This is a genomic window from Micrococcus sp. HMSC31B01 (genome assembly GCF_001816085.1).
Classification (GTDB): Bacteria; Actinomycetota; Actinomycetes; order Actinomycetales; family Micrococcaceae; genus Micrococcus; species Micrococcus luteus.
This window is the reverse complement of record NZ_KV825342.1, coordinates 1-888: the sequence shown is the minus strand read 5'-3', so window position 1 is coordinate 888 and position 888 is coordinate 1. Positions and strand designations below refer to the sequence as shown.

The following is an 888-nucleotide window of genomic DNA, read 5'->3' as shown; positions in this document are numbered from 1 at the left end:
GGACGCCGCCGCCCGCACCCGCGCGTCGCTGGACGGCCGCACCGGCTGAGCGGCCGCTCCCCCGGCGAGGTGGCGGCCCTGCCGCGTCTCCATGCTTCCGCCGGCCCGTCCGGCGCGTCTACGGTCGCACCATGCGAGCACTCACATGGCAGGGAAAGCGCAACGTCGCCGTCGAGGACGTCCCGGATCCGCGGATCCAGGAGCCGACGGACGCGATCATCGAGGTCACGTCGACCGGCATCTGCGGGTCGGACCTGCATCTGTACGAGGTCCTGGGGCCGTTCATGGACGCGGGGGACGTGATCGGTCACGAGCCGATGGGCATCGTCCGCGAGGTCGGGTCCGAGGTCACCCACATCCGGCCCGGTGACCGGGTGGTCGTGCCCTTCACCATCTCCTGCGGCCGGTGCTGGATGTGTCAGCGCGGGCTGCAGTCGCAGTGCGAGACCACCCAGGTGCGGGAGCAGGGCTCCGGCGCCGCGCTCTTCGGCTACTCCCGGCTCTACGGTTCCGTCCCCGGCGGACAGGCCGAGCTGCTGCGCGTGCCCCACGCGGACTACGGCCCCGTGAAGGTGCCGCACACCGGCCCGGATGAGCAGTGGCTGTTCCTCTCGGACGTCGTCCCCACCGCCTGGCAGGGGGTCCAGTACGCGAACGTCCCCGACGGCGGCACGCTCGCGGTGCTCGGCCTCGGCCCCATCGGCCAGCTGGCGGCACGCATCGGCGTGCACCTGGGGTACCGGGTGATCGGCGTCGACCCGGTCCCCGAGCGCCGCGCGATGGCGGCCCGGCACGGCATCGAGGTCCTGGACGCCGACGGTGGCGAGGCCGAGGTGCTCCGCGAGCGCACCGGCGGCCGCGGCCCCGACGGGGTCGTGGACGCGGTCG

Annotated in this window: 1 protein-coding gene; it reads left to right on the top strand. The window is 74.1% G+C overall.

Annotated features, from left to right (window positions below; genetic code table 11):
- Positions 1 to 131: 131 nt before the first annotated feature.
- On the top strand, positions 132 to 888 hold a 757-nt coding region (locus HMPREF3105_RS10540), incomplete at its 3' end, for an alcohol dehydrogenase catalytic domain-containing protein (protein ID WP_141762514.1).